Raw genomic sequence first — 20713 nt, forward strand, 5'->3', positions numbered from 1 at the left:
TCGAATCCTTTCGAATCGATTCGAGTTCGGCGTCCGACGGCGTGCGCCGACGCATCCAGCCTTTCTCCCTCCCGCCTCGAGCACGCCAGGAACCGCATGTCCGCCACGAGCCCCATCCCCATCATCCGCCCCGACGACACGCGGTCGACGCCGGTCGTCTCGACGCACCCCGGCGACGCGCTGTCCAGCCGTCAGCGGCTGGTCTACGTGCTCGTGCTCGGCGCGCTCACGGCGCTCGGGCCGTTCACGGTCGACCTCTACCTGCCCGCGTTCCCGGTGCTGCAAGACGAGTTCGGCGTCTCGGCCGCCGCGGTGCAGATCACGCTGACCGGCACGATGATCGGGTTCGGCTTCGGCCAGCTCATCGTCGGCCCGTGGAGCGACAAGGTCGGGCGGCGGCTTCCGCTCATGCTCTCGACCGCACTGCACATCGCCGCATCGGTCGGCGCGGCGCTCGCGCCCGACATCGCGTGGCTCGCGGCGTTCCGCCTGTTGCAGGGCTTCGGGGCGGCGGCGGGCGGCGTCGTCGCGATGGCGATGGTGCGCGACCTGTTCGGCGGCAAGCCGCTCGTGAAGATGCTGTCGCGGCTGGCCCTCGTGAACGGCCTCGCGCCGGTGCTCGCGCCCGTGATCGGCTCGCAGCTGCTGCAGGTCATGGACTGGCGCGGCATCTTCTGGGTGCTCGCCGGCTACGGCGTCGTCGTCGTGCTGTGCGTCGCGTTCCTCATCGTCGAGACGCTGCCCCCGTCGCGCCGGCACGTGTCGGGGCACTCGACGATGCGCGACCGGTACGCGGCGCTCTTCCGCGACCGCGTCTACCTCGGTGCGGCCCTCGTCGGCGGCATGGTGTTCACGGGCCTGTTCGGCTACCTGTCGACCTCGTCGTTCCTGTTCCAGGAGGTCTACGAGTTCACGGCCCAGCAGTACGGGCTGCTCTTCGGCGTCAACTCGGTCGGCATCATCATCGGTGTGCAGACGAGCTCGCGGCTCATGCGCGGGCGGGTCGCGCCGCAGTGGATCCTCGCGGTCACGACCGTGGTGCTCTTCGGCTCGGCGATCGCGATCGGCGTGCTCGACGTGACAGGTGCGGGGCTCTGGGGCACGATCGTGCCGCTCTTCCTGTTCATCACGGCGTGCGGATTCTCCTTCCCTGCGGTGCAGATCCTCGCGCTCGCGTCGCACGGCAGCGAGGCGGGCACGGCGGCGTCGCTGCTCGGCGCCCTGAACTTCGGGCTCGCGGGGCTCATCTCGCCCCTCATCGGCCTCATGGGCGTCGGCAGCGCCCTGCCGATGGCGGTCGTGATGACGGGCGCCGCGGCGGTCGCGATCATCGGCCTCTGGGCGCTCGTGCGCCCGAAGACGGTGCCGCCGCTCACCGACTGACCGGGGTCGCGCCGTTGCGCCGCCCCGCCACCACCTCGGGTTAGCGTTGGGGGATGCAGGCGGCGAAGACCATCGAGGCGAAGCAACGGGATGCCTCGGTGCGGACGATCCGGCGGCGTGCGCCGCTCATCGGAGGCATCGTCGCGATCGCGACCGCGGCGCTCCTCGGAGTCGTCATCATGGGGCGCAACGGCGGCCTGCCGTTCGGCGTCGACGAGGAGTGGGTCGAGGAGATGCTCTCGCTCCGCGGCCCGGTGGGCGACATCTTCGCGTACTTCATGAACGCGCTCGGCGGCGGCATCGTCGGCGTGTTCATCGTGCCCGTCGGCACGGCGATCGTGCTGCTCCTGCTGCGCCGCCCATGGGGGGCGTTCTACTTCATCGTCGCCTCGGCCGCGAGTGCCGGCGTCGTGCAGGTGCTGAAGAGCGTGTTCAGCAGGGCGCGTCCCGAAGACATGATCGTGGTCTCCGACCACGGTTCATTCCCGTCGGGGCATGTCGCGAACGCGGCGACGATCGCGGTGGCGATCGGGGTCATCGTGCCACGCGTCTGGGTCTGGGTGCTCGGTGTCGCGTACACCGTGCTCATGGCGATCAGCCGCACCTACCTCGGTGCGCACTGGCTGAGCGACACGGTGGGCGGCGCGCTCGTCGGTGCCGGGGTCGCACTCGTGCTGTGGGCGGTGTTCGCCGTGCCGCTCGAGCGAGAGCGCCTCGAGTGGATCTCCCGCGTCTCCGAACGCAACGCCGCGCGCGCCCAGGCGCACGTCACCCCGCCGCGCGCGCCGCGCGCCTGACGCGCCCACTCCGGTGTCGAGTAGCGGGCGACGAAGGATCACGCGTCTCGAGACCCGGTCACGAGGTCTCGATACGCTCCTTCGTCGCTACTCGACCGCCGGACAGGCGAACGTCGCTATTCGACCGGAGTCGAGTGGTCGCCGCCCGCGAGCTGGTCGAGCACGTGGTCGAGCACCTCGCCGAGCAGCGCGAGCCCGTCGCGCACCCCGCCGCGCGAGCCGGGCAGGTTCACGACGAACGTCGTCCCGGCGACGCCGGCCACCCCGCGCGTGAGCAGTGCGGTCGGGGTCGTCGCGGTGCCGCGGCGACGCAGCTCCTCCATGAAGCCCGGCAGTTCGCGGTCGAGCACGGCGGCCGTCGCCTCGGGGGTGAGGTCGGCGGGCGCGAGCCCCGTGCCGCCGGTCGTCACGATGACCGACGGCGACGCGTCGAGCGCCCGGCCGAGCGCAACGGCGAACTCGGCGCCGTCGGCGACCACCACGGGGCCCAGCACGTCGAACCCGCGATCGGCGAACCACGACGCGATCACCGGCCCGGTCGTGTCTTCGTAGACGCCCGCCGCGGCACGCGTCGACGCGACGAGCACGGTCGCGGCACGAGGCATCCCCTCGTCGGCCGACGAATCGGCGGTCGCACCGTGCGCGGTCATTCCCGGCTCCAGTCGCCGCTCTTGCCGCCCTCCTTCGCGAGCACCATGATGTCGGTGATCACCGCGCGGTTGTCGACGGCCTTGATCATGTCGTAGAGCGTGAGCGCGGCGACGCTCGCGGCGGTCAGCGCCTCCATCTCGACGCCCGTCACGCCCTTCGTCGTCGCCGTCGCGACCACGCGCACCTGCGAGCCGTCGGCCGTGATGTCGACGTCGAGCTTCGTCAACGGCAGCGGGTGGCAGAGCGGAATGAGCGACGAGGTCTGCTTGGCCGCCATGATGCCGGCGATGCGCGCGGTGCCGATCGCCTCGCCCTTCGGCAGGGTGCCGTCGGCGATCATCGCGACGACCTCGGGGCGGGTGGTGAGCACCGCCTGCGCGCTCGCGGTGCGCTTCGTGATCGCCTTGTCGGTCACGTCGACCATGTGCGCGGATCCGTCGTCGCGCAGGTGCGTGAGGCGGGGCGGGGTGTCAGTCATCGATCCTCCAGACGTCGACGAGGGAGCCGGCGGGAAGCGCATCGACCCCGATCGGCAGGTGCACGAGCACGGTGGCGTTCGCATAGGCGTGCAACAGGTGCGAGCTCGGGGCGCCGACCTCGACGGCACCGTCGCCGTCGATGATGCCGCGACGCACCTGATGGCGGCGCGCGGGCGAGACCACGTCGTGCGCGAGGCGCAGTCGGGCGCGGTTGCGGTCGGGCGTGAGCCCCTCGAGATGGCGCAGCACCGGTCGCAGGAACAGTTCGAACGACACGAGCGCCGACACCGGATTGCCGGGGAACGACACGACCGGCACGCTCACCGCGCCGGTGCTGCCGGATGCCTCGGCCGAGGCATCCTCGTCGGTGTGGTCGTCTCGGGGCGCGGCGGCGCGGCCGGCAGCGTCGCCCGGCCCGAGCGTCGCGGTGCCGAGTCCCTGCGGCCCGCCGGGCTGGATCGCGACCTTCGTGAACTCGACTCCGAGCGGCTCGAGCGCGTCGCGCACGACCTCGAACGCACCGGCGCTCACGCCGCCGGTCGTCACGACGAGGTCGACCGGCTCGCCGTCGGCGGGGTGGATGCCCCGGGCGATCGCCGCTCGCACCGCCTCGGGCTCGTCGGGAGCGACGGCGTCGACGACGTTCGCGCCGCACTCGCGGAGGGCGGCGGCGAGCATCGCCGTGTTCGCATCGTGGATCTGCCCGGGCCGCAGCGCCGACCCCGGCGGGCGCAGCTCGTGCCCGGTCGAGAGCAGCAGCACGCGCAGCCGGCGGCGCACCGCGACGTGCGTGAGGCCGGCCGCCGAGATCACGCCGAGCTGCGCCGGACCGAGGCGTGACCCCGCCGGCAGCAGCAGCTCGCCCGCGGCGACATCGCTGCCCGCCGGTCGCACGAACAGGCCGCGCGCCACGGGAGCGGTGAACGTGACGACCGAGCCGGCGGGGGAGTCGTGCCGTCCGCCGCCGAGCCCGATGAACGCCGGCGGGTCGGCGACCTCGATCTGCACGACGGCGTCGGCGCCGCGCGGAATCGGTGCTCCGGTCATGACCGGCGACGCGGTGCCGGGCGCGAGGTCGAAGATCGCGTCGCCGGCCGCGCTCGTCGGCCCGATCGGAAGGCGCACCGGAGCACCGGGGCTCGCTGCGGCGAGGTCGACCGCGCGCACGGCGTAGCCGTCCATCTGCGAATTGTCGAAGCCGGGCAGGTCGGCGGGGGAGAGGAGGTCGTCGGCGAGCACGCGGCCGAGCGCGTCGTCGACCGCGACGACCTCGGCGCCGGCGCCGAGTCGCGCGCCCAGCGGATCGAGCAGTTCGTGCACGGCGCGCTGGTGTTCGGCGTAGGTGCGCATGCGGCCTCCTGCTGGTACGTCGTCGCCCAGTGGGCAGTGTAGTCGCGGGGTGGCGCGGGTGCGGTGCCCGCTCGCTACGCCGTCGCACCTTGCCGGCGGACCATCTCGCCGATCCAGGCGGGTGCGAACGGCGACGTGCAGTTCGGCGGCGTCGGGTAGTCCTTCAGCACCTCGAGCCGCTCGCCGATCGCGATCGCCCGATCGCGCCGGTCGGCGTGGTGGATGCCGATCATCGCGAGGCAGGTGTTCATCTCCCACTGCAGCGGCGCCGCGGCGCCCTTCATCTCGCGTTCGATCTCGTCGAGCAGTGCGTCGAGGTCCAAGAGCTCGGGCCGCTTGGCGACGACGTCAGCGGTGAGCGCCCAGCCGGCTGCCGCGACGTGCGGGTCGGCGTCGTCGAGCCAGGCGAGCCGTAGCTCCTCGCGATGCGGGCTCTTCTTCACGACGTAGTTCACGAGCCAGTCGCGCACCTTGGGGGCGCGGGCCTCGCGCAGCATCGCGTCGAGTTCGGCCGCGTCGAACGACTTCGGCTTCGCGACGAGGATCGCGACGAGCCGCGCCGCGGTGTCGTCGGTCGCCCAGAGCTCGAGCGCGAGCTCGTGCTGCGTCTTGAGCTCCTTCGCCACGCCGCGCAGCTTCGTGAGGTTGACGCCGTGGTCGTCGCCATGCCGCTCGTTCACGGCGCGCATCTTCGGGTCTTCCAGTTCGGCGAGGCGAGCCAGCACGTCGGCCGCGGTCGCGTCGGCGGTCATCGTGGTCGTCGCAGTCACGTCGCCCCTCTCACCCTCCGGCGAACGGCGGCAGGATGTCGACCGTCGCCCCGACCGGGTGCGCGGGGTCGCGGCGCACGGTGCCGTCGACGAGGAACGAGCCGCTTCGCAGTACCCGCTCCATCGCGACGCCGTAGCGGGCGACGAGCTCGTCGCGGAGGGCGCCGAGGTTCGCGCCGTCGGCGATCTCGAGGCGCTCCTCTTCGACGCCGGCCGCCTCTGCGGCCGCCGCGAAGTACCGCACGGTCACGGGAGGCATGCGTCGATGGTACCCCGGCGCGGGATGCCTCTCGTCGGTCGAGTAGCGCCGACGAAATCGACGCGTATCGAAACCACTCCGGCGTCGAGGGGCTGCGCCCCAAGTGTACCGGTGCCGGCAAGGCCCACTTTCTCATTGTGGTAATCCATCAGACCCAATTGACGTGACTGGCGACGACATCGCCAACTGGTGGACCGACGTTCGTCAATGGGCCTCGAGCGACGCCGGACAGGACCTGAGTCTTGCGCTGGGGACGATCGGACTCGCGACGCCTCTCTTGGCATGGTTCGGAGGAACGGTCGGCGGTGAGTACGGCGCACTCGCGGGGGCTCTGATCGGCACCGCCGCTGGTCTCGCGAGTACTGGGATCGATTGCATTGCGGAGGTGAGTTCGCCGTCCTGCATAATCGGGGCGGTAGGCTCGGTCGCCGGAGGGTTTGGAAGTTCACTCGCCAAATCTCCAAAGCACCTATCGGTGGCTGCGGAGGCGTCAGGTAAAGCGCTGACGATCCTGGGGCTGAACGCCGACGTTCTTGGTGGAATCGCGTCTTGGGGTGACTGGTGGCAGCGGAAGAACTTCGGAGCTGGATGATGACGCGCGAACCTGATCACAAACGACCAGGTCGGTTGACCTCGACCCGAATCTGGCTGTTCTCGCTTTTCATCGCGGTTCCTTTTGCGATCGTACAGATTCTGCGCATAATCGCAGCGTTTGACGAGTCACCGACGCGAGGCTGGCAGGCGGTCGCGGCTGCGGCGTGGGGAGTCGTTGCAGTCGGTGGGATTCTCATCGTCTTGCTGGTCGTCTTCGGCCTGCCACGGGTGCTTCGCTACCGGCAGCTGAAGCGCAGCCTTGACACCGAATTGCTCGTATGTCGACGTGCGCTTAGTTTGCCGGAGGCGCTCAATGTTCAGTTCGATCGGGACATCCTTTCCAAAGCCTCCGACGAGTTCTTCATCGCGTCGATCCTGCCCGACCGGCTTGACTTCTATCGGATTTTTGGTGACGCTGTGCCGATTGTCAGCCTTCCCGCCGAGAGCGTTATTGATGTCGTTGCGAGCTCGTCGGACTTCTTCCACGGAACGCGTCCCGCCATTGCGGTGGTCGTGGGTCCCTCGGTGAAGCCGATAGCGTTCCAGCCGTATGAAACGCGTGCGCTCGCTTCCTTCCCGATGAGGGACGAACGTCTCCAGAGCACCGCAGACGCGCTGCGCAAATGGGCTCATCGCATGTGAGTACAACGCGGGGCGCCGATAATGGCCGGGATCCCGAAATCGGGTAGCACGCGCCGATGCGCGCCTTCTCAGGGCGTCGCAGGATGCTGTCATGATCAGAGCGCAGCATTGACCGCGACCCGGTACTACCAGTTCGCGGGGCAGACAGTCGCTGTCCGTACCGGGCGGGGCCTCGGCGGGGTCACGTCGCTCGTGAACGATGCGCATTGCACCCCGGTCGCGGCGGTTCCGAACAAGGAGCAGCCCGACCTGAACCCGGTCGACCGGTTCCACACCGACCCGTTCGGTGCCGTCCGCGGCAACTCGGGTGCGGCCACCGTGCCAGGCGACACCCAGTTCCTGGGCAAGATCCGGGATGCCTCGACCGGGTACACCCTCCTCGGAGCCAGGTACTACGACGAAACCCTCGGCCGCTTCCTCACGGTGGACCCGATCCTCGACCTTGCCGACCCGCAGCAATGGAACGGCTACGCCTACGCGAATAACAACCCCGTCACGTTGTCCGACCCGTCAGGTCTGCGACCTGACGAGATGACCGGTAAGCAATGGGTCGACCATCAACACGACCAGGCCGCCGCGGTCAGCGATCCGGGCTCGGACTGGAGTATCGACGATCTCATCGATACGACGGTCGTGGTGGGCACGACGATTGGTATTGCGCGGGGGCTCGGCGCCTATGAGACAACGGCGGACATCGTCAACGGCTTGGCTTCGTTTAGCAATGCGATGCAACAGCACCCGCTTGAAGCACTGGGTCTCCTCCTCGGTCTGACGTTGACGGGCGGAGGTATCAACTTTGCCGCTGGCGGCGGCGCGGTGTGCGTGACTGGTATCGGAAGCGTTGTCGGGTGTCCCGTAGCGGCTGGCGCTGCTGCACTCGCCGTCGCTGGCGCCGCGATCGCAATCGTAAGTGGGACGAGCCTGATTGGGCATGCCCAAAGCGACAGCCGCGTCGAAGTCATGAACCGTGATGCCGCGGGCGGGTCACGAGAGACTGACAAGTCCGGAATGCTTGGGGAGGGAGGGACCAAGACGCCAAGCACAACATTGACGAAACCTGGCCTCGGCTATCGGATTGATGTCGAAAACCCGGCGCCCGGCGTGCGAGCCGGCCATCTGCACTTTCAACAGGGACGTGAAAAGTACTTGTACGACTTTGAGACGGCGTCCTGGATTGGTATGCCGCGTTCCCTCCAACAGCGGATCTCAGGCGACCAGAATGTCACACGGGCTGTTGAGCAAGGGGCAAAGATCCTGGGGGTCAACTGATGAACTTGGAGAACGCGCGTGAACTTGCGATGGCTCCGGATATTTGGGAGATCAGGTTGCGTGATGGCACCTTGCTGAAGGTCCTTTCGCATGCCTATCGAATCGAACACGACGAGGCAGTCTTTTTGCTTTTGTTCGAAGGTTCTCCGCCCTTCTACGTCGACTCCTTGCGAATACCACTGTCCCTCCTACCGGTCGACTTCTCGTAGTGGCCGTCCGCCGGTGTTCTTCGACCGGTCACGCCTCGCAGGCGTGGCGACGTTCACGTACGACGGGACCGGGTACCAGCCGGTCGATTCGTGGGCGTTGAAGCAGAGTTTCGTCCCGCAGGGGACGGGCATCGGGGTCGATGACGCGTTCGGTGTGATGCTGCGGCTCGAGTCCGTGCAGCACACCGGCAAGGGCGGCACCGACTCGACCTCGGATGACGTGACGCTGCCGGCGAACCGGTTCGGGTACACCGCCCTGAGGAACCGGGTCGAACGCCCACAGGATCCGGAACACTCCGAGGACCCGTATCCGGGCATGGAACGGCACCGGGTCAACACGGTGCGGACCGAGTCCGGTTCAATCTTCGGGTGAGGCCGAGGCTGCCATGTTCGGACAACACCGTCGCACCGTACACCCGCCGCACCGCGCGGCTTCCCGGTCGTTTTGGGCGCGTGTGCACGTCGGTGGAAACAAACCTCCGCACACCGGAAACGCTCCTCTGGTCACGAACTAGACTGACGACATGCCTCCGTCGACGTCCGCCGCAGTCGAGCCGAACGGCGGCCCGGTCGAGAGTACGCTGCCCGGCGCGTACGGTCGCCCTGCAAGCCGACCGGCGCCGCTCGTCGAGCCCGGCCCCCCGCTCACCCCCGAGCGCATCGCCCGGTACAGCCGGCAGATCATGCTGCCGGGCTTCGGCGAGCTCGCGCAGCGCCGGCTCGCCGCGGCACGGGTGCTGGTGATCGGCGCCGGCGGCCTGGGCGCGACGGTCGTGCCGCTGCTCGCGGCGACGGGCGTCGGCACGATCGGCATCGCCGACGACGACGACGTCGAGCTCTCGAACCTGCACCGCCAGCTCGGGCACGGCCTCGCCGACGTCGGCCGGCCGAAGGTCGACTCGCTCGCCGACACGGTCGCGGCGACCGACCCCGAGATCCGCGTCGTGCGCCATCGCGAGCGGTTGACGGCGGCGAATCTCCGCGACATCCTCGCCGACTACGACCTCGTCGTCGACGGCAGCGACAACTTCCCGACCCGCTACCTCTCGAACGACGCCGCCGTCCTCGCGGGCGTGCCGCTCGTGTGGGGGTCGATCCTGCGGTTCCACGGGCAGGTGAGCGTCGCCTGGCACCGCGAGGGGCCGACGTACCGCGACCTGTTCCCGGTGCCGCCGCCGCCCGACGAGGTGCTGTCGTGCGAGCTCGGCGGCGTGCTGCCGTCGCTGTGCGTGACGGTCGGTGCGCTCATGGCGGGCGAGGTCGTGAAGCTCGTGACGGGTGTCGGCACCCCGCTGCTCGGCCGGGTCACCACCATCGATGCGCTCACCGGTCGCAGCCGCGAACTCACGTACGAGGCGATCGCCGACGCGCCCGAGATCACCTCGCTCATCGATTACGAGCTGTTCTGCGGACTCGAGCCGGCGGTCGGCGCCGGGTCCGAGGCATCCCCTCGACAGGCTCAGGACGGCGCCGCTCGATCGATGCAGGATGTCGCGGACCCGCGCATCTCGGCCGCCGAGCTGCTGCGGCGCCTGCGCGAGGGCGCTTCCATGCGGCTCGTCGACGTGCGCGAGCCGGCCGAGGCCGAGCTGCGCCGCATCGAGGGATCCGAGCTCGTGCCGCTCGGCGACCTGCTGATGGGTTCCGACCCGGCAGAGGGCGACGGCGCGATCGTCGTCTACTGTGAACGGGACGTCCGCTCGCGCCGCGCGGTGCGGGCGCTCGCCGAACGGGGCCACGTCGACGTGACGTACCTCGCCGGCGGCATCGACGGCTTCGCCGCCGTCGCCTCGGAGTTCGTGCGCCGATGACGGTGCCGACGAGTCGGAAGCGAGACGCATGAGCACGACCCTGGCCGCGATCACGGCGGAGCCCATCGACGAGCAGGCGGTGCGTGCTGCCGTCGAGGCCGACGAGAGCGGCGCGATCGTGCTGTTCTGCGGCGTCGTGCGCGACCATGACGGCGGCCGCGGCGTGCGATCGCTCGACTACCGTGCGCACCCCGAGGCCGAGCGGTTCCTCGCCGAGTGCGTCGAGCGGGTCGCCGACGAGACGGGGCTCGCGATCGCCGCGGTGCACCGGGTGGGCGAGCTGAAGATCGGCGATGTCGCGCTCTACGCGGCGACCGCGGCGGCGCACCGGGCCGAGGCGTTCGACGCGTGCGAGCGGCTCGTCGAGGAGATCAAGCGCACTGTGCCGATCTGGAAGCGGCAGCACTTCGCCGACGGCGTCTCGGAGTGGGTCGGGCTGTAGGAGCCTCGTCTCAACCCCCGATGTAGCTCATTTCGACCTTGTGCCGCGACGCCCGCAGCTCGGGCGTGAGCGTCGAGCGGATCTCGCTATAGCGGTCGTCGCGCGCGCCCCAGATGCCGGCCATCGCGCGTGAGAGTCCCTCGTCGTCGATGCCGCCGCGCAGCAGCGCCCGCAGGTCGTGCCCCTCGTCGGCGAACAGGCACGTGAAGAGCTTGCCCTCGGTCGAGATGCGCGCCCGGTTGCACGTGCCGCAGAACGCGTTCGTCACGCTCGAGATGAGGCCGATCTCGCCGCCGCCGTCGGCGTAGCGCCAGCGCGTCGCCGTCTCGCCGGGTGCGGTCGCGCCGAGCGGCTCGAGCGGCATCTCGGCGCCGATGCGCTCGACGATCTCGGCCGACGGCACGACCTCGTCGAGCGACCAGCCGTTCGAGGTGCCGACGTCCATGTACTCGATGAAGCGCAGGGTGTACGGAGTTCCCTTGAAATGCCTGGCCATCCGCACGATCTCGTCGTCGTTGAGGCCGCGCTTGACGACCATGTTGAGCTTGATCGGGCCGAGCCCGGCCGCGTGCGCGGCGTCGATGCCGTCGAGCACGCGCGACACCGGGAACCGCACGTCGTTCATCGCCTGGAAGCGCGCGTCGTCGAGCGAGTCGAGCGACACCGTGACGCGCGTGAGCCCCGCCGCTTTGAGCGACGCGGCCTTCACTGCGAGCGCCGAGCCGTTCGTCGTGAGGGCGATCTCGAGCGGCCGCCCGTCGGGGGTGCGCAGCTCCGCGAGCATCGCGACGAGCCCGTCGACGCCGCGCCGCAGCAGCGGTTCACCGCCCGTGAGGCGCAGCTTCTCGACCCCGTTCGCTGCCGCGACCCGCGCGATGCGCGTGATCTCCTCGAAGGTCAGCAGCTCGTCGCGATCGAGGAACGCGTAGTCGCGCCCGAACACGGCCTTCGGCATGCAGTACACGCACCGGAAGTTGCAGCGATCGGTGATCGAGATGCGCAGGTCGCGCATCGGCCGGGCGAGGCGGTCGACGACCAGGCCGGTCGACGGAAGACGGCGCGCGCGGGTGCGCGTCGTCGCGTCGTCGCGCGTCGGAACGGTCGTCGTCATGGTCACCCCCTCGTGGTGGCCACTACGGTAACACCGCCGCGGGCCGCCTCCGCAAACGGCGTCACCGTTCGGCGCGCAGCGAGACGTCGGCCTCGGCGACCGCGAACGCGAGGCGCGATCCGGTGCCGAGGTCGAGTGCGACGGCCCGCGACGACGGCACGTCGACCGCGAGCCCCGGGTGCTCGGCGACGTGGATGCGCACGCCGCCGGGGGCGGGTTCGACGAGCGAGACGGTGCCCAGCCATCGGTTCGGCTCGGCTGGGTTCACGGATGCCTCGGGGCCGACGTGCACGGCAGCCGGACTGAACACCGCCGAAGCCGGCGAGCCGGGGCGCAACGCACCGACGCCGCGCAGTTCGAGCCCGTCGGCCACGATTCGGTCGGCCGTGGCGGCCACGCCCGTCACGAGGTTGACCCCGGCGAGCGCCGCGATGAACGGCGTGCGCGGGTGGCCGAGCACCTCACCCGTCGGTCCCTCGTCGACGATCGCGCCGTCGTGCAGGATGGCGGCGCGCCGGGCGAGCACGATCGCGTCGAGCGGGTCGTGCGTCACGAGCACCGCGGGCGCCTCGAGTCGGGCGAGCTCATCGGCGACCAGCCGCCGCATCGACGCGGCGGCCTCGACATCGAGCGCGGCGAACGGCTCGTCGAGCAGCAGCACGTCGGGCTCGGCGGCGAGGGTGCGCGCGAGGGCGACGCGCTGCTGCTGCCCGCCCGAGAGCTCGGACGGGCGGCGGTCGCCGAGTCCGTCGAGGCCGACGCGCGCGAGCCAGTCGTCGGCCGCGGCGCGAGCGGTGCGGGCGGGAACCCCCCGGGCGCGCGGCCCGAACGCGATGTTCTCGCGGGCGCTCAGGTGCGGGAAGACCAGGGCGTGCTGGCCGAGCAGGCCGACGCAGCGGTCGGCGGGCGGCAGCGCGATGCGCCGCCGGCCGTCTGCGCCGTCGTCGGCGGGGAGGTCGGTGAGCGCGCGTGCCCCGAGGCGGACATGGCCGTGCGACGGCACGACATGGCCGGCGATCGTGCCGAGCAGCGTCGACTTGCCCGAGCCGTTCGGACCGAGCACGGCGAGCACGTCGCCGGGTTCGACGACGAGTCGGGCGCCGAGTACGAACGAGCCGGCCTCGACGCGGACGTCGACGTCGAGGGCGCCTGCGGGTGTCGCCGCGATCGAATCGCCCGATCGCGGAGCGCCCGTGCGAGGGGGAGTCGGCGCGCTCATCGCGGTGCGTCCGCCCGCCAGCCGCGCATCAGCAGCAGCACCCCGATGGCGACGAGGATCAGCATGAGCGAGAGCGCGATGGCCGTGTCCTCCGCGACGCCCGCGCCGTTGAACGCCGTGTAGATCGCGAGCGGCATCGTGCGCGTCGTGCCGGCCGCGTTGCCCGCGAAGAGCGCGGTCGCGCCGAACTCGCCGAGCGCCCGTGCGAAGCACAGCACGACGCCGGCGACGAGCCCTGGAGCGACGAGGGGCAGCGTGATGCGGCGGAACACCGTGAACGGGCTCGCGCCGAGTCCCGCCGCGACGAGCTCGTAGCGGGTGCCCGCCGTGCGCAGCGACCCCTCGACCGAGATCACGAGGAACGGCAGGGCGACGAAGGTCTGGGCGATGACGACGGCCGTCGTCGTGAACGGGATGCGGAGGCCCAGCACGGCGAGCGCGTCGCCGAAGAGCCCCTGGCGACCGAGCAGCGAGAGCAGCGCGATGCCGCCGACGAGGGGCGGCAGCACGAGCGGCAGCGTGGTGAGCGTGCGCAGCACCGCGGCGACCGCGGGCCCCGAGCGGGCGATGACGAGTGCCAACGGCACGCCGAGCACGACGCACGCGATCGTCGCGATCGACGCCGTCGCGAGCGAGAGGCCGAGGGCCTGGAGGGCCTCGGGCGACGTGATCGCCGCGGGCACGCCGGGCCAGTCGAGCCGCGCGAACAGCGCCGCGAACGGCAGCACGAGCACGCCCGCGCCGACGGCGGCGGGCGCGTAGAGCCACAGCGGGAAGCCCACCGTGACACGGTGCGCTTCCCGGCGCGCGGGTGGGGTCACGGGGCGGGATGCCGCAGCCGGGGTCACGGCGCCCCGAAGCCGAACGACGCGAGCACCAGCTGCCCCTCGTCGGACGCGACGAACTCGACGAACGCGGCAGCGGCGTCGGGATTCGGGGCGTCGGTGAGTGCCGCGAGCGGGTAGACGTTGGTCGCGGCAGCCGCGTCGTCGATCTCGACGCCCGCGACCGCGTCGCCCGCGGCCTGCACGTCGGTGACGTAGACGAGGCCCGCGTCGGCCTCGCCCGACTTGACCTTCGTGAGCACCGCCGAGACGTTCTGCTCCTCGCTCGCGGGCGTGATCGTGATGCCGGCGGCGTCGACGAGCGTCTGCGCCGCGCTGCCGCACGGCACCTCGGGAGCGCAGAGCACGACGGTGAGCGGGGTGCCGTCGGCGGACGTCGTGGCGCCGTCGGCGAGGTCGTCGAGCCCGTCGATGCCGAGCGGGTTGCCCGGGGCCACCGCGATCTCGAGCACGTTGGTCGCGAAGTCGACGGGCTCGCCGGCGAGCTGTGCGCCGGTGACCTTCGTCATGTTCTTCTCGTCGGCCGAGGCGAACACGTCGGCGTGCGCGCCCTCGATGAGCTGCGTCGCGAGCACCGAGGAGCCGTCGTACGTGATCGGCGCCACGTCGACCGACGGATGGGCCGCCTCGAACTGCGCGGCGAGCTCGTCGAAGGCCCCGCTGAGTGACGCGGCGGCGAAGATGGTCAGGTCGCCCTCCGGCTCAGCCGGCGAGGATGTCGCGGCCGCCGTCGCATCGTCGGCGGTGTCGGCCGAGGTGCACGCGGTGAGGGCGAGCGCGGCGAGGCCGATCACGGCGGGCACGGCGAAGCGGCGGAGGCGGGTCACGGCGAGGCATCCTTCTCGGTCTCGATGATGACCGTGGTCGCCTTGACCACGGCTACGCCGCGTGAGCCGACCTCGAGGCGCAGCTCGCGCGCGGCCTCGGCCGACATGAGCGAGACCACCCGGTGCGGGCCGCACTGCAGCTCGACCTGGGCCATGAGGCCGTCGATCTGCACGTCGGTCACGAGGCCGACGAACCGGTTGCGCGCGCTGCGGCGCACATGGCTGCGGTCGGCCACGGTCGCGGCGACCGCCTTCGCGCGTTCGGCGAGCTCGGCGCCGGGCACCACCTGAAGGCCGGCCTCGTCCTTCGCGGAGGTCAACAGGCCGTCGTGCACCCATCGGCGCACCGTGTCGTCGCTCACACCGAGGAGCTCGGCGGCTTCGCTGATCCGATACTGCGTCATGATGAGGAGAATATCGCCGCATCTGCGGGAACGCAATCCATATGTCCACAATGTGGAAACGGGATTCCGAAAAGGTCTGGACGCACGCCTGCCCGGCTGCTAGCTTCGAACCCGGCCGCCGCAGGAACCCTGCTGAACGAGCGGCCGCCCATGAGTCGGATCAACGGAGATCCACCCGGTACCCCGGGGAGTCCACCGCGCCGGCGATGAACAGCAAGGAAGCCCTCTCATGGATTCGACCACCCGCGCCGGCGACGACGCCGCCGTGACGCAGTCCGACGGCACCGCCGGGACCGCAGATTCCCAAACCCCCGACCCGACCGAACCGCCACTCGACACCTTCGCGGTCGCGAGCATCCCGAACCCGCTGCCCACCGGTGCGACGACCACCGTCGACGCCGCACCCAAGAACGCCTTCGACCGGTTCTTCGAGATCACGGCGCGCGGCTCGACGCTCGCCCGCGAGTTCCGCGGCGGCATCGTGACCTTCGTCACGATGGCGTACATCGTGATCCTCAACCCGCTCATCCTCGGCAACGTGCCCGACGTCGACGGCAACGTGCTGAACCCCGCGATGGTCGGCGCAGCCACCGGCCTCACCGCGGGCGTCATGACGATCCTGTTCGGCGTCTTCGCCCGACTCCCGTTCGCGATCGCGGCCGGACTCGGCATCAACTCGTTCCTCGCGGTCTCGGTCGTCGGACAGGTCACCTGGCCCGAGGCGATGGGCCTCGTCGTGATCAACGGCATCATCATCGTGCTGCTCGGGGCCACCGGCGCCCGCACCGCGATCTTCAAGGCCGTACCGCAGGCGCTCAAGGCGGCGATCACGGTCGGCATCGGCCTCTTCATCGCGTTCATCGGCTTCGTCGACTCGGGCTTCGTCAACCGCACCCCGGGCGGCCCGCCCGTGCAGCTCGGCGACGCCGGCTCGATCACCTCGGTGCCGACGCTCATCTTCCTGCTCGGCCTCATCACGATCGGCATCCTGGTCGCGCGGCGCGTGCCCGGAGGCATCCTCATCGGTATCGTCGCGACGACGATCGTCGCGATCATCGCGCAGGCCATCCTGAACCTCGGCCCGTCGTACGAGGATCCGAACGGCTGGCACATGACGATCCCCGAGCTTCCGACGTCGTGGGTCACGGTTCCCGACTTCGGCCTCGTCGGGCAGTTCGACCTCTTCGGCGCCTTCGGCCGCATCGGGGCGCTGAGCGCGACGATGCTCATCTTCACCCTCGTGTTCTCGAACTTCTTCGACGCGATGGGCACGATGACCGGCCTCGCGAAGAACGCCGGCCTCGCCTACAAGGACGGCACGTTCCCCCGCCTGCGCTCGGCGTTCGTCGTCGAGGGCCTCGGTGCGGTCGCGGGAGGAGCGACGTCGACGTCGTCGAACACCGTCTACGTCGACAGCGCCTCGGGCATCGGGGAGGGCGCCCGATCGGGTGTCGCGTCGCTCGTCGTCGGCGTGCTCTTCCTGCTCTCGATGTTCCTCACCCCGCTCACCCTCGTGGTGCCGATCGAGGTCGGTTCGGCCGCCCTCGTCGTCGTGGGCGCGATGATGATGGGGCAGATCAAGGAGATCAAGTTCTCGAACTTCGCGGTCGCGCTGCCGGCGTTCCTCACGATCGTGACGATGCCGCTCACCTACTCGATCGCGAACGGCATCGGCGTCGGCTTCATCGCCTGGACCCTCGTCAACGCCCTCTCGGGCCGCGCCAACAAGGTGCACTGGCTCATGTGGGTGGTCTCGGCGGGCTTCGCGCTCTACTTCGTGCGCGGCCCCATCGAGGCGATGCTGGCAGGCTAGACGCAGCCGGCACCGCGTCGACGGCCTGACCCGTGCGCACCTCGTGTGCGACGGGTCAGGCCGTCGCGGTGCGTCGGGGCGCGGCGCGGGCGATCGCGCCCGGCGGGCGATCGGCTGAGGCAACCCCGCGATCGTCGACAAGAGGAAGAGGAACGCACGTGACGGGATCGGTCTGGCGCGCACCCGGCATGCCGGCGCTGCTGACGATGGTCGCCGCGGGGTTCTCGGGCTATGCCGTGCTGCTCCCCGTCGCTCCGCAGTGGGCGGTCACGGGCGGGGCGGACGCCGCCGGCGCCGGACTCGTCACCGGCGTGTTCATGCTCTCGACCGTGCTGTTCCAGACCTTCGTGCCCGGCGCACTGCGCCGCCTCGGCTGGGGCCCGGTGCTCGTCGCCGGGCTCGTGCTGCTCGGCGCGCCGTCGCTCGCCCACCTCGCGTCGAACGAGCTCGGGCTGGTGCTCGCGATCGCCGCGGTGCGCGGGGCCGGCTTCGCCGTGCTCACCGTCGCCGGATCGGGCGCGGTCGCCGATCTCGTCGAGCCCGCCCGGCGCGGCCGCGCGATCGGGGCGTTCGGGCTCGCCATCGCAGGCCCCCAGCTCGTGCTGCTGCCGCTCGCCCCTTGGGTCGCCGAGGCCTTCGGATACCAGTGGGTGTTCGTCGCCGGCGCGCTGCCGCTCGTCGGCATCGTACCCGCCGTGCGACTCGCGCGACGCCTGCACGTGAGGCACGCCGAGCAGGCGGCCGAGGCCGAGGCGGCGGGGCACGTGCACGCCGCACCCGGTCGGTGGGCGGCGCTGCGCGCGCTCGCGGCGCCCGTCGGCGTGCTGCTCGGGGTGACGCTCGCGGGTGGCGCGCTCATCACCTTCACCCCGCAGCTCACCGGCGACGCCGTCACGGTCACCATCGGGCTCGCCCTGCTCACGGCGATGGCGGCGCTCACCCGCTGGCTCGTCGGCGGACTGGCCGACCGCTTCGGCACGCACCGGCTGCTCTGGCCGTTCGTCGTGGTGACGACGGTCGGACTCGGACTCGTCGCGTGGGCCGCGATCGGTGCGGGTGCCGGGACGGCGGGCACGGGCGACGCAGCGGCATCGGGTGCGGATGCCTCGACCGTGCCGCTCCTCGTCGGGCTCGCCTTCGTCGGCGTGAGCTACGGCGCGCTGCAGAACCTCACGATGGGTGAGGCATTCGCCGTCGTGCCGCCGAGTCAGTCGGTGTTCGCGAGTGCCGTGTGGAACATCGGCTTCGACGCCGGCAGCGGCATCGGCGCGATCATCGTCGGCCTCATCGCGACCGGCAGCTCGTTCAGCGTCGCGTTCCTGGTGGCAGCCGCGATCTCGCTCGCGACGCTGCCGCTCGCGCTCCGCCGCCGCCCGGAGGCGCCAGCAGCTTGATGCGCCCGGGGTAGCCGCAAGGTCGCTGGGCTGCTGGGTCGCTGGGCTGCTGGGTCGCTGGGCTGCTGGGTCGCTGGGCTGCTGGGTCGCTGGGCTGCTGGGCCGCTGCGCCGCTGCGCCGCTGCGCCGCCATGCAGCGCCGCCGTCCGGCTCCGCTCCGCGCCGCGGCCGTCGTGATGTCGCTCACGCGCTGTGACGAGGACGTCGACCGCACCAATCGAGGGTGCAGTCGACGCGCGGGTCTGGGCATCGAGTGCAGCTCCGATGCGTTCTGGATGGCACCGTCGGGCATACGCGCTCGGGAGGGACGTGCACAAGTCGACATGTGCACACGTTGGATGTCGACAAGTCGACAAGTGCACACGTCGGTTGTCGACAAGTTCACTTGTCGACAGGCTGTGTGGGTGGAGAGCCGGGGCGGGGAGCGGTCGCGATGCCGAGGGCGGGGGAGCGGTCGCGATGCCGGAGGCGGGGGAGCGGTCATGATGCCGGCAGTCGGAGCGACCTGCACTAGAGCGGGCGGTTGACGACCGCATGACCACAACGTGCGCGACCCATGGCCCCATGGCCCCATGGCCCATGGCCCATGGCCCCATGACCCCATCGCCGTGGAATGGACGCGCCCTGATCGGCGACGACGGTCGCCGGCGTCGACGGGGTGTTCAGCCGCGGCCGATGAACGGCATGCCCGCGGCGGTCGCCGTCAGCTGCGGCACGCTCACCTCTGAGGGCAGCGAGGCGAGCTGCACGATGAGGCCGGCGACGATCGCAACGTCCATGGTCGGTTCTACGACGCGGCGCCCGTCGGCCTGCAGCGCACCCTCGCCGACGAACCCGTCGAGCAGCTCGGTGCGAGCATTGCCGACGTCGAGCTGCGTGCAGCTGATGCCGTACGGCCGGCCGTCGAGTTCGATCGACTTCGTGAGTCCGGCGATCGCATGCTTCGTGGTCGTATAGGCGACCGACCTCGGACGCGGCGACTGCGCCGAGATCGACCCGTTGTCGATGATGCGTCCGCCGCTCGGGTGCTGGGCAGCCATCTGCCGGAACGCCGCCCCGGCGCACAGCACCGCACCCGTCAGGTTCACGGCGACGACGGCCGCCCAGTCGTCGGGCCGCAGCTCGCCGACGTCGGCGACGGGGCCGGGCACGCCCGCGTTGTTCACGAGCACGTCGAGCCGCCCGAAACGCTCGACATGGGCGGCGACGAGTGCGTCGACCTCGGCTGCGTCGGTGACGTCGCACGGCACGACGAGCGCATCTGCATGCCTCGTGCCGTCGTCGCCCGTCGCGGCGGCCTCCTCGAGCGGAGCGCTGCGCCGCCCCGCGAGCGTGACGCAGAAGCCTGCGGCGAGCAGGGCCCGGGCGGTCGCCCGCCCGATGCCCGTGCCGGCTCCCGTGACGATGACCGAGCGCGTCGGCGCGGTCATGCCGCGGATCCCGCGCCCGGAACCCGAGGGTCGTCGGCCGCGACGGCGACATCGGCCTCGGCCGCGTCGGCGACATCGGCCTCCGCCTTGTCGGCATCGGCGACCCGGGCCGCGTCGGCGCCTGCGGCCGCGTCGGCCCCCGCGTCGGCGCGCGCGTCGGCGCGCGCGTCGGTATCGTCGACCTCGGCCGGCTGCGCCTCCTCGATGAGCTGCAGGATGCGGGCCGCCACGCTCACCGCGATCGTCGCGGGCGCCTTGCCCGCCACCTCGGGGATGCCGATCGGCGTCGTCACCCGCGCGAGCGCCGCGTCGTCGTGGCCGAGCTCGGTGAGCTTCGCCTGGAACCTCACCCACTTCGACTTCGATCCGATGAGTCCGATCGATCCGAGACCCTCGCGGCGCAGTGCGCTGTCGGTGATCGCGAGGTCCTCGAGGTGGTCGTGGGTCATGATCAGCACATGGGCGCCGGGCGGCAGCCCGACGAGGCCCGCCTCGGGCACGGGCTCGTGGTGCGCCCGGACGTCGGCGACGGCGTCGGCGAGCACACCCGAGACGCCGGGCATGCCGAGGCGCTCGGGCGCGAGCATCTCGGCCCGCGAGTCGACGAGGTGCAGTTCGAGCTCCTGCCGCGCGAGGATGCGCGCGAGCTCGAGGCCCACGTGCCCCATGCCGAACACGGCGACCGACGGCACGACCCGCACGGGTTCGAGCATGAGGGTGACCTCTCCTCCACAGCACTGCACGCCGTACTCGGTCGTGGCCTTGTCGCTGAGCTTCAGGGTGAGCAGCTCGGGTTCGGCCGAGCCGGTCGCGAGCAGGTCGCGCGCTCGGTCGATCGCCGTCTGCTCGAGATTGCCGCCGCCGACGGTGCCGAACACCGTGTCGGGTGCGACGACCATCTTCGCGCCGCCGTTGCGCGGCGCGTGGCCGCGCACGATGGCGAGCGTGACGATCACCGCGGGCGTCCTCGCGTCGCGGAGGCGTCGGAGCGCGTCGAGCCAGTCCATCGTGCGC

22 protein-coding genes are annotated in these 20713 nt (G+C 71.0%); 10 read left to right on the forward strand and 12 right to left on the reverse strand.

The genetic code is table 11. The features are described from left to right. Window positions 1–96: 96 nt before the first annotated feature. Entirely contained in the window at window positions 97–1383 is a 1287-nt protein-coding gene (locus tag ACFWGP_RS06090; protein ID WP_275506444.1) for a multidrug effflux MFS transporter, read from the forward strand. 53 nt (window positions 1384–1436) lie between these two features. Continuing rightward, window positions 1437–2180 (forward strand): phosphatase PAP2 family protein, encoded by a 744-nt coding sequence (locus tag ACFWGP_RS06095; RefSeq protein WP_376930380.1) that lies wholly within the window; start codon window positions 1437–1439, stop codon window positions 2178–2180. Between the two features lie 116 nt (window positions 2181–2296). On the opposite strand, the gene ACFWGP_RS06100 is transcribed toward ACFWGP_RS06095, so the two are convergent. From ACFWGP_RS06100 to ACFWGP_RS06120, 5 genes are all read right to left on the reverse strand, one after another. Continuing rightward, window positions 2297–2830 carry a molybdenum cofactor biosynthesis protein B gene (locus ACFWGP_RS06100; protein ID WP_275506446.1) on the reverse strand — a complete coding sequence of 178 codons (534 nt, stop codon included), beginning with the start codon at window positions 2828–2830 and terminating at the stop codon, window positions 2297–2299. Continuing rightward, window positions 2827–3309, reverse strand: coding sequence for a cyclic pyranopterin monophosphate synthase MoaC (gene moaC / locus ACFWGP_RS06105; protein ID WP_275506447.1), 483 nt, complete (start codon window positions 3307–3309; stop codon window positions 2827–2829). Before moaC ends, ACFWGP_RS06100 begins: the two co-directional genes overlap by 4 nt. Beyond that, a complete protein-coding gene (locus ACFWGP_RS06110; protein WP_376930381.1) occupies window positions 3302–4660 on the reverse strand; it encodes a molybdopterin molybdotransferase MoeA in 1359 nt (452 codons plus the stop codon). Before ACFWGP_RS06110 ends, moaC begins: the two co-directional genes overlap by 8 nt. A gap of 74 nt (window positions 4661–4734) precedes the next feature. Then, entirely contained in the window at window positions 4735–5412 is a 678-nt protein-coding gene (locus ACFWGP_RS06115; RefSeq protein WP_376930433.1) for a DNA alkylation repair protein, read from the reverse strand. Between the two features lie 28 nt (window positions 5413–5440). Further along, window positions 5441–5689, reverse strand: coding sequence for a MoaD/ThiS family protein (locus ACFWGP_RS06120; protein WP_231431805.1), 249 nt, complete (start codon window positions 5687–5689; stop codon window positions 5441–5443). A 163-nt stretch (window positions 5690–5852) separates the two neighbouring features. Between ACFWGP_RS06120 and ACFWGP_RS06125 the strand changes: the two genes are divergently transcribed. The 6 genes from ACFWGP_RS06125 to ACFWGP_RS06150 all read left to right on the forward strand — a co-directional run bounded on the left by ACFWGP_RS06125 (window position 5853) and on the right by ACFWGP_RS06150 (window position 10656). After that, window positions 5853–6281: a hypothetical protein gene (locus ACFWGP_RS06125; protein ID WP_376930382.1), complete on the forward strand. Its 429-nt coding sequence runs from the start codon at window positions 5853–5855 to the stop codon at window positions 6279–6281. Continuing rightward, window positions 6278–6925: a hypothetical protein gene (locus tag ACFWGP_RS06130; RefSeq protein WP_376930383.1), complete on the forward strand. Its 648-nt coding sequence runs from the start codon at window positions 6278–6280 to the stop codon at window positions 6923–6925. The genes ACFWGP_RS06125 and ACFWGP_RS06130 overlap by 4 nt, the downstream gene beginning before the upstream one ends. 108 nt (window positions 6926–7033) lie before the next feature. Beyond that, entirely contained in the window at window positions 7034–8194 is a 1161-nt protein-coding gene (locus tag ACFWGP_RS06135) for an RHS repeat-associated core domain-containing protein (protein ID WP_376930384.1), read from the forward strand. A 90-nt stretch (window positions 8195–8284) separates the two neighbouring features. Then, on the forward strand, window positions 8285–8776 hold the full coding sequence (locus ACFWGP_RS06140) for a hypothetical protein (RefSeq protein WP_376930385.1): 492 nt from the start codon (window positions 8285–8287) through the stop codon (window positions 8774–8776). A 151-nt stretch (window positions 8777–8927) separates the two neighbouring features. After that, a complete protein-coding gene (locus ACFWGP_RS06145) occupies window positions 8928–10214 on the forward strand; it encodes a ThiF family adenylyltransferase (RefSeq protein WP_376930386.1) in 1287 nt (428 codons plus the stop codon). A gap of 28 nt (window positions 10215–10242) precedes the next feature. After that, window positions 10243–10656 (forward strand): molybdenum cofactor biosynthesis protein MoaE, encoded by a 414-nt coding sequence (locus tag ACFWGP_RS06150; RefSeq protein ID WP_231431803.1) that lies wholly within the window; start codon window positions 10243–10245, stop codon window positions 10654–10656. 10 nt (window positions 10657–10666) lie between these two features. Here ACFWGP_RS06150 and moaA read toward each other — a convergent pair whose 3' ends face one another. From moaA to ACFWGP_RS06175, 5 genes are all read right to left on the reverse strand, one after another. Next, window positions 10667–11767: a GTP 3',8-cyclase MoaA gene (gene moaA / locus ACFWGP_RS06155; protein ID WP_376930387.1), complete on the reverse strand. Its 1101-nt coding sequence runs from the start codon at window positions 11765–11767 to the stop codon at window positions 10667–10669. A gap of 61 nt (window positions 11768–11828) precedes the next feature. After that, complete coding sequence (locus ACFWGP_RS06160; protein ID WP_376930388.1) at window positions 11829–12986, reverse strand: sulfate/molybdate ABC transporter ATP-binding protein; 1158 nt, start codon at window positions 12984–12986, stop codon at window positions 11829–11831. Further along, window positions 12983–13768 carry an ABC transporter permease gene (locus tag ACFWGP_RS06165; RefSeq protein ID WP_231431801.1) on the reverse strand — a complete coding sequence of 262 codons (786 nt, stop codon included), beginning with the start codon at window positions 13766–13768 and terminating at the stop codon, window positions 12983–12985. The genes ACFWGP_RS06160 and ACFWGP_RS06165 overlap by 4 nt, the downstream gene beginning before the upstream one ends. 62 nt (window positions 13769–13830) lie before the next feature. Further along, window positions 13831–14658: a molybdate ABC transporter substrate-binding protein gene (modA, locus tag ACFWGP_RS06170; RefSeq protein ID WP_376930389.1), complete on the reverse strand. Its 828-nt coding sequence runs from the start codon at window positions 14656–14658 to the stop codon at window positions 13831–13833. Next, window positions 14655–15062 carry a molybdopterin-binding protein gene (locus ACFWGP_RS06175; RefSeq protein WP_231431799.1) on the reverse strand — a complete coding sequence of 136 codons (408 nt, stop codon included), beginning with the start codon at window positions 15060–15062 and terminating at the stop codon, window positions 14655–14657. The genes modA and ACFWGP_RS06175 overlap by 4 nt, the downstream gene beginning before the upstream one ends. Before the next feature lie 229 nt (window positions 15063–15291). On the opposite strand from ACFWGP_RS06175, the gene ACFWGP_RS06180 reads away from it, so the two are divergent. After that, window positions 15292–16875, forward strand: a complete 1584-nt coding sequence (locus tag ACFWGP_RS06180; RefSeq protein WP_231431798.1) for an NCS2 family permease — start codon at window positions 15292–15294, stop codon at window positions 16873–16875. Between the two features lie 158 nt (window positions 16876–17033). Then, the gene (locus ACFWGP_RS06185; RefSeq protein ID WP_376930390.1) at window positions 17034–18269 is read left to right on the forward strand and encodes an MFS transporter; all 1236 of its coding nucleotides are present in this window, start codon (window positions 17034–17036) and stop codon (window positions 18267–18269) included. A gap of 662 nt (window positions 18270–18931) precedes the next feature. Here ACFWGP_RS06185 and ACFWGP_RS06190 read toward each other — a convergent pair. Both ACFWGP_RS06190 and xdhC read right to left on the reverse strand, forming a co-directional pair. After that, window positions 18932–19699, reverse strand: a complete 768-nt coding sequence (locus ACFWGP_RS06190; protein WP_275506455.1) for an SDR family oxidoreductase — start codon at window positions 19697–19699, stop codon at window positions 18932–18934. Next, a complete protein-coding gene (xdhC, locus tag ACFWGP_RS06195) occupies window positions 19696–20706 on the reverse strand; it encodes a xanthine dehydrogenase accessory protein XdhC (protein ID WP_376930391.1) in 1011 nt (336 codons plus the stop codon). The genes ACFWGP_RS06190 and xdhC overlap by 4 nt, the downstream gene beginning before the upstream one ends. Window positions 20707–20713 lie beyond the last annotated feature (7 nt).

Source organism: Agromyces sp. NPDC127015, from assembly GCF_042725165.1.
GTDB lineage: Bacteria > Actinomycetota > Actinomycetes > Actinomycetales > Microbacteriaceae > Agromyces > Agromyces chromiiresistens.